The organism is Brucella sp. HL-2 (assembly GCF_025846885.2).
In the GTDB taxonomy this organism is placed as follows: Bacteria; Pseudomonadota; Alphaproteobacteria; order Rhizobiales; family Rhizobiaceae; genus Brucella; species Brucella quorumnocens.
The window spans coordinates 26,106-32,931 of record NZ_JAOYTK010000036.1; the positions used below are offsets into that span (position 1 = coordinate 26,106).

Here is a 6,826-nt window from a genome sequence, read left to right on the forward strand (position 1 = left end):
TTTAATCATCGTGTTGTGTTCCTTGGATCAAAGCGGCGTCGAATATCCTCTCCGACGAAGTTGACGCTTGCGATCAGCCCGAACAGGGCAAGACCCGGAAAGAAGCTGATCCAGTACTGGCCGGTCATCAGATACTGGAAACCGTTTGCAACGGCGGAACCGAGCGAGGGTTGATCGACGGGGACGCCAAGTCCAAGAAACGACAATGTCGCTTCAAGTGCGATGGCGTGACCGACCTCTATTGGTACCAGCGTGAGTGCTGGAGCTATGCTGTTGGGCAGAAGATGCCGGAATATGACCGTGAAGGTCGGCAATCGCAGCAGATGGGCGGCGTCCATATAGGATTTGCCTCGTTCACTCAGCGCCACAGCGCGGGCGACACGCGCATAATTGGCCCATTGGACAATGATAAGAGCCAGTATAATACGGTCGATGCCAGGACCGAGTGTAACGATGGCTATCAGAGCGATCAGGATCGAGGGCAGGCTCAAAAACAGATCAACCGTCCGCATGATGACGACGTCGATTTTGTTGCCGAAATAAGCCGACATCACGCCTGCTGTCAGTCCGATCATTCCGGCGATCCCAGTGCTGACAAGCGATACGATGAGACTGACGCGCAAGCCGTAAAGGATGGTGCTCGCAATATCACGTCCCAGACCGTCGGTGCCCAGAAGATAGACATAGCCACCACTTCCTATCGTACCAGGCTGAGAAGAAGCCTCCCAGCCGAAAACCTGTAGAGGATCATAGGGGTTTTGTGGTGCAATAAGCGGCGCTGCAATTGCGAGAAGGACAAAGAACGCGAAAATAACTGTCGACGGCGTTCGGGGAAGCCAGGAAGGGCTCTTCCATAATTTCCGGAGAGTTTCGGTTTTCATGGCAGTTTACCTTTGTGAAGAATGGCGTATGCGTGGATCAATAATCGCATGGAACAGATCAACGAGTGCGTTGAGAACGACGAATGTGACGGATACAAATGTCAGGGTGGCCATCACGACAGGTCGGTCGAGAAGTTGGATCGAGTCGATGAGCAGCTTGCCGATACCGGGCCATGCGAAGATCGTCTCGACCACCACTGCGAAGGCTAGCAATGCGCCAAATTGCAGGCCTATCACCGTTACGATCGGCACACTGATATTGGGCAGCGTATGTTGAAACAGAATCCGTTTGGGTGAGAGGCCTTTTGCCCGGCAGAACCTTATGAAGTCGAGGCTTTCCACTTCAACTGTACCGGCGCGCGTCAGCCGGGCAATCAGCGCAATGTTGGGAATTGCCAGCGAAAGAGCGGGAAGGATGAGATGCTTCAAACCGTTGCCGGTCAGAACGCTCCATTCTATCTCTAATAATCGCGCTGTGTCGCCGCGGCCGCCGGAAGGAAACCAACCCATCATGACCGCACCTGCAAGGATCAGAACCATGCTCAGCCAGAAGGCAGGTATACTGAGGGCAAAGACACTTGCTCTCAGAACGATCCGGTCGATGAGCGATCCCTGCATGCGACCGGCAAGGAGGCCAAGCAGAACTCCTGTAGGTGCTGCAATCATCATGGCAGTCGACGCAAGTTCAAGCGTCGCAGGAAGCTTGATCATTACCAGCTGAAGTGCCGGCAGATGATAGATGTATGAGATTCCGAATGACCCCGTGAGCAAGGACTTCAGAAAAATCAGGTATTGTTGCCACATGGGCTGATCGAGTCCGAGCGCGATTGTCGCGTTACGAATATCTTCCGCAGTAGCTGTCTCCATATTCACAATATTGAAGACTGGGTTTCCAATGCTGTGTATTCCGACGAAACCGATCAGGGACATAACGAACAGCAACATGATAGCTTGTCCAAGTCGACCGGTGATGGCAGCGATCAGGCTCATGGTCACTCTCCCGCCGGAACAGCTTGCATGGCCGTCGTCCATCCGCGGGGATGAACATGATAAGAGGCGACACGCTGTCCGTATCCGGCAATATGATGGAAATGGTAAAGCGGAATGATTGGATACTCACTCATCACCAGTTCTGTTGCCCGGGCGACAGCTTCGTCCCGCTCTGGCCCAACTTCGATTGTTTCTGCTTTGGCAAGGGTGTCGTCGAACTCGGTGTTGCGATAATCGCCATAGTTCAGCGAGCCGGTTTTTCGTTCATCATTCTTTGATGCCACTACCGCATCAAGACAGATTGTTACTGCGTCACCGGAACAGCCGGCATACCAGACGGGATAATCACCCTGGGTGAGCTGGTTTGCGTAAACCGAATAAGGCGCGACGACTGGTTTCACTCTAACACCTATCCGCGCCCAGTTTTGTGCTACCGACTGCAGGGATTCACTGTCTCCGGGGTAACGGCCTCCGGGACCGCCGAGCTCGAGATTGAAGCCATCCCTGAAACCTGCTTGTGTCAGCAACTCTCTGGCACCGTCATAATCAGGCTGTGTGACCAAGAGCTTCTCAGAGGTGCCGGGCATGCCGGTTGGAAACAGTTGCGACGCGGGGCTGCCATAGCCCATCAAAATCTTCTCCGCGAGGAAATCGCGATCAGTTGCAATTGTGAGTGCTTTCCGGACGCGCACATCACGAAACGGGTTCGCGATAGGCTCGCCGGATTTGTCTGTCACGCCAGGCAGCTTCTGCCGACCAATATCAAATTGCAGGAAGTTGGAACGGGCAGCACTGGTGCTCTCAATTCTGGCACCGCGCCGCTTAAGCATTTCCACATCGCGTGCTGGGATAAAATCGGCAAGATCAACGTCACCTGTGGTGAGTGCTGCAACGCGAGCAGCAGGGCTTTCGATAATCCTGAGCGTAACATCAGACCAGGCCGGTCGCTTGCCCCAGTAATCATCGTTACGAACGAGTTTCAGTGTTTCTCCGGATTGCCAGCTGTCGAACTTATAAGGCCCGGTACCTATCACCGCCGTGCCACGGTTCATTTCATCGGTGGTTTTGAAGCGGTTGTCGTCGTGCTGGACGATAAAGATGGAAGCAAGTGACAGCGGTAGGGTCGGAGAGGCTTCATTTGTTTCGAACACGACCGTATGCGGATCAGGTGCTGTGACCTTGCTGATTACCTGCGTATAGGCCGCTAATCCTCCGCTTGGCGGCTTCAGAAACTGCTGAACCCGCTCAATAGTTGCGATGACATCCCGCGACGTAAAAGGCGATCCATCATGAAACTTCACGCCCTCGCGAAGCTTGAATTCCCATTTTTTGTCTGAAAGGCGTTTCCAGGACGTCGCTAGTCCTGGCTTGGGTTCCATAGTTTCGTCCTGATAGACCAGACGCTCGAAAATATGGGAAAGAAGTGAAGTGTTTTCGTTGAGATCCGCATAATGCGGGTCCAGAGTCATCAGTTTGTATGCGGTCGCGACTTTTAGTGTCTGTGCGTCCGCTGTTGTGACTGCCAGACCTCCAAGCATAGAAATGCCCATGCCCGCGCTAAACAGCGCGCGGCCAATAATGTCAAAAAATGTCATCGAATTGCTCCCTAAGGTGTTTCGCTACACGCCCTCACTTGGGGCAGTGCATCTCCCGCGAATAAATTTTCCTCCTAGACCGGGCATGTTTTTCCCGGTCGACTAGCACTCTTGTACGTTTGTAGAGTTTACTCTGTAGTGGAATACTCGACATAGCGCAATAAGTTCACGCATGAAAGAGCGTGATATCTTTGCCAGGAACCTGTTTCAGTTGAGAAGCGCCCGAGACCTCTCTCAGGAAGAGCTGGGTTTTCGCGCCGATCTACATCGCTCAACGATCCAAAAACTGGAAAACCGCAAGCACTCGCCTACTTTGAAGAACCTCGTCAAGCTGGCAGCTGCGCTTGAAGTCACCGTCGATGAACTGATCAGAGATCGTTAGGAGAACCGGCGTTTGTTTCCTCAGCCATCCTCATCAGATCAGCAAGCACGGAACGAAGTGGCGGCCAGGGGAACTCGTCACAATCAGGGGCAAGCACGCCCAGCGTTATCAGAACGTGCAGTTTTGCCATCGCGCCCAGTACGGACAACGACGGCGTATTCCAAAGCTCCCGCGCTGTTGCCTGTTCACGATCGGAAGCTTCACTTTCTGCTCGAAGTGCGCGACTATAGCCAGAAAGAATGTCCGCCGCATTGCGCAGGGAGAAGTGCTCTTTCAATCGATCCTTTGCTTCCGCGCAGGCTTCAGCCTGATCTGGACCAGATAGAAACATTTCAATGTGTGTGTCGCTGGATACAGAAACCAGTCCATGCCCAGGCGCATCAATCTGGATATAGGGCTCACCAACTTCAGCGAGCATTTTTCTCTCGAGAAATTGCTGCAGCCGACAGAGCTGGCAGAATTCAGCGTAGGCGTGCTGCCAGATTTCCCATTTTTTCACTGCAGGGTCAGTATCGCGATCAGGTTTATTCGGTACTGACTTGCGGGAAAGGAATTCTTCAACTGAGGAAAGAAGGTTTCTATGGGTACGTGAAGGCAAAGTTCTGCTATTCTCAGAATCAGCCATGATCCGAGCTCCTATAAGCTTGGTAGTGGTCAGGTCGTGTCGGGTGGTACGAACACTCGGCACGGCCGCTAGAGCCGCAATCATACAGGTATTTGCTCAACGTGCAACCATATTCACTACAGTGTTGTGATATTAATGGCCTTCAATGTAGGTTAGCACGTGTCGCATTAGGGTGGGGTGTAAGAGAATTAGCAGATGCTTCCACCGTCTCAACCCAAACCATTGTGCGTCTCGAAAGGGGTGAACAACTTCGGCGAGCAACACTTGAACGTATAAAGAACGTACTGGAAGAAGCGGGTATAGCATTCATTTCCGACGAAGACGGTAGAGGCTTTGGAATATTGATTAAAGGGCCAGCAGAATAGGTGTACAGGACCGGGCTGGTCGGAGCTATTCCGAGGTTTACAGCAAAACTAAAAGAACAAATTATAGCGTTTTTTATGCTTTCAGAGATTCATGTAAAAGGTTCATGCCATATAGGAAACGCTTTTTTGAAACGTTTTAATACAAAGTATCAGGCCGTAATTAGAGGCCAAAATTATTCAAGTAACCACATCTCGTAATTTCAAATCCTATCCCATGACCTGAAAGCCTTCTCCTCATCCCATCATGCAGCGGCCCTGCGCTGACCGCGAAGAAAAGCGAGTGACCTCGCAGGGTGGTATGATCCAAAAATTGAATCAGAAGCAGCTTGACTTCAACGACCCCAATCAGAGAAGGCTCTGAGCTCCTAAACTCCCTCCAAAATATCCAATTTCTGTTAGCAATATCCAATAACAGTTGAATACAGCCCTAAATCATATATTGAGAAATTTACTCAACTTTTAGCCAGCAAGTCCCAATAGGCAAGCCAGCGATAATGCAATGCTTATCTTGGGGACATCATGCTGGGGACTTCGTCTTTCCAAAAATCCGTCAACCGTCGTTGGTTGAAGATGTTTTCTGCCTCTGTCGCACTCTGCGTAGCCTCGCAGGCACATGCTCAAACGGCCCAGAAAGTGGAAGCTGTTCAGCAGAACCAGCACACCGACGGCGAAAGTTCTGAGCCTATCAAACTCAAAACAATTACGCTTTCAGCCGAGCGCGCTGCCAAGAATGTGCTTGACGTTCCGATGTCCATCAGTGTGATTGATCGTGATACGCTGGACCGTCATCAGGTACGCGATATTCAGGATATGGTGCGGTATGAACCGGGTGTAAGCGTTGATCGACAAACGTCGCTGACCAATCCTTTCGGGCAGCTCAACAGCTTCAATATTCGTGGTGTCGGTGGCAACCGTGTGCAAATCCTTGTCGATGGTGCGCGCGTTCAGGAACGCATCACTGATGGTAGCCGTGATTTCGTTGATCCTTTCAATATGAAGTCGGTTGAAATCACACGGGGTCCGAATTCCGTGCTGTGGGGTGCGGATGCACTGGGGGGCGTCGTGTTCTTCCGGACACTGGACCCGGAAGATTTGCTGGACGGCACAAAGCCTTGGGCGGTTGAAACCAAGTTCAGTTATGACAGCTTCGACAAGTCGTTCCGTCAACAGATTACTGGGGCAGCCGAGGCGGGTGATTTCAAGGTTTTGGGTAGTTTCGGACATATGAGTGCGTCAGAACCGGACATGCGTAAGGCGCGCGCCGATGGCGGCATCTGGGGTTGTCCGCGTGAGTCTATCTGGCCGTGCAATAAAGCCTCTCCGATGGATACGGATTCCTATAACAGCCTGATGAAACTTCAGTGGAATCCGTCGGCCGATCATGAGTTTAAACTGACCGGCGAATGGTTCGAGCGTAACACCGACGTCGATCAGAAATATGATTCCGGTGCTGCCAATGCGCTCTATGCAAGCATGCCGGCCTATTATAGCTTTTATTATGAGAATGAGAGCTGGGATCGTTCATTGAAAATGCAGCGGGCACGGTTTGCCCTTGATCATCGCTGGACGGTGGGAGCATCATGGCTTGATGAGGTGAAGTGGAACATTTCCTATTCGCCGCAGAAGCGCGATACGACCAGCAATCAGATCCGCAATTATTCGCTTCTTGCCACTCCGCGTCGCGAAAGGCGCATCCAGATCCGCAATTACAGCGAAGATTTTCTGCAGGCCGATGTTCAGCTGACCTCATCTTTCGATCTTGGCCAAACCAACCACAAACTCATTTATGGTTTTGCGGGTGATATCACCAAGAGCAATTATGATGGCGAGAATATTACCACCAATCTGAATACCGGCGTTACGACCGTTGTAATTGCCCACCCCTGCATTCTTGGTCTTGCCATTGCCTTGAAAGTCTGAATCCATGTGCGTCATGGAACGCACCGAATTACAGCAGTTGAGCAAGGACGAACTGATTGAACTGGTTC

At 51.6% G+C, this 6,826-nt stretch carries 7 protein-coding genes; 3 read left to right on the top strand and 4 right to left on the bottom strand.

Annotation, left to right across the window (positions count from 1 at the left end; genetic code table 11):
* Positions 1 to 5 precede the first annotated feature (5 nt).
* The 3 genes from OIV19_RS22070 to OIV19_RS22080 are packed head-to-tail and all read right to left on the bottom strand — an operon-like array spanning position 6 to position 3,466.
* Positions 6 to 881, bottom strand: coding sequence for an ABC transporter permease (locus tag OIV19_RS22070; RefSeq protein WP_264233929.1), 876 nt, complete (start codon positions 879 to 881; stop codon positions 6 to 8).
* 6 nt (positions 882 to 887) lie between these two features.
* A complete protein-coding gene (locus OIV19_RS22075; protein WP_264233932.1) occupies positions 888 to 1,871 on the bottom strand; it encodes an ABC transporter permease in 984 nt (327 codons plus the stop codon).
* 2 nt (positions 1,872 to 1,873) lie between these two features.
* A complete protein-coding gene (locus OIV19_RS22080; RefSeq protein WP_498831074.1) occupies positions 1,874 to 3,466 on the bottom strand; it encodes an ABC transporter substrate-binding protein in 1,593 nt (530 codons plus the stop codon).
* A gap of 172 nt (positions 3,467 to 3,638) precedes the next feature.
* Between OIV19_RS22080 and OIV19_RS22085 the strand changes: the two genes are divergently transcribed.
* On the top strand, positions 3,639 to 3,848 hold the full coding sequence (locus OIV19_RS22085; protein WP_264233934.1) for a helix-turn-helix domain-containing protein: 210 nt from the start codon (positions 3,639 to 3,641) through the stop codon (positions 3,846 to 3,848).
* Here OIV19_RS22085 and OIV19_RS22090 read toward each other — a convergent pair.
* Complete coding sequence (locus tag OIV19_RS22090; protein WP_264233936.1) at positions 3,835 to 4,473, bottom strand: hypothetical protein; 639 nt, start codon at positions 4,471 to 4,473, stop codon at positions 3,835 to 3,837. The two genes, OIV19_RS22085 and OIV19_RS22090, sit on opposite strands and share 14 nt — an antisense overlap.
* Before the next feature lie 101 nt (positions 4,474 to 4,574).
* On the opposite strand from OIV19_RS22090, the gene OIV19_RS22095 reads away from it, so the two are divergent.
* Complete coding sequence (locus OIV19_RS22095) at positions 4,575 to 4,838, top strand: helix-turn-helix domain-containing protein (RefSeq protein ID WP_498831075.1); 264 nt, start codon at positions 4,575 to 4,577, stop codon at positions 4,836 to 4,838.
* Between the two features lie 519 nt (positions 4,839 to 5,357).
* Positions 5,358 to 6,758 carry a TonB-dependent receptor plug domain-containing protein gene (locus tag OIV19_RS22100; RefSeq protein WP_264233937.1) on the top strand — a complete coding sequence of 467 codons (1,401 nt, stop codon included), beginning with the start codon at positions 5,358 to 5,360 and terminating at the stop codon, positions 6,756 to 6,758.
* The last annotated feature ends 68 nt before the right edge of the window (positions 6,759 to 6,826 follow it).

Excerpts from the sequence above, each read along its gene's own strand:
- OIV19_RS22070 (WP_264233929.1), bottom strand. The coding sequence starts at position 881 with ATGAAAACCGAAACTCTCCGGAAATTATGGAAGAGCCCTTCCTGGCTT.
- OIV19_RS22075 (WP_264233932.1), bottom strand. The coding sequence starts at position 1,871 with ATGAGCCTGATCGCTGCCATCACCGGTCGACTTGGACAAGCTATCATG.
- OIV19_RS22080 (WP_498831074.1), bottom strand. The coding sequence starts at position 3,466 with ATGACATTTTTTGACATTATTGGCCGCGCGCTGTTTAGCGCGGGCATG.
- OIV19_RS22085 (WP_264233934.1), top strand. The coding sequence starts at position 3,639 with ATGAAAGAGCGTGATATCTTTGCCAGGAACCTGTTTCAGTTGAGAAGC.
- OIV19_RS22090 (WP_264233936.1), bottom strand. The coding sequence starts at position 4,473 with ATGGCTGATTCTGAGAATAGCAGAACTTTGCCTTCACGTACCCATAGA.
- OIV19_RS22100 (WP_264233937.1), top strand. The coding sequence starts at position 5,358 with ATGCTGGGGACTTCGTCTTTCCAAAAATCCGTCAACCGTCGTTGGTTG.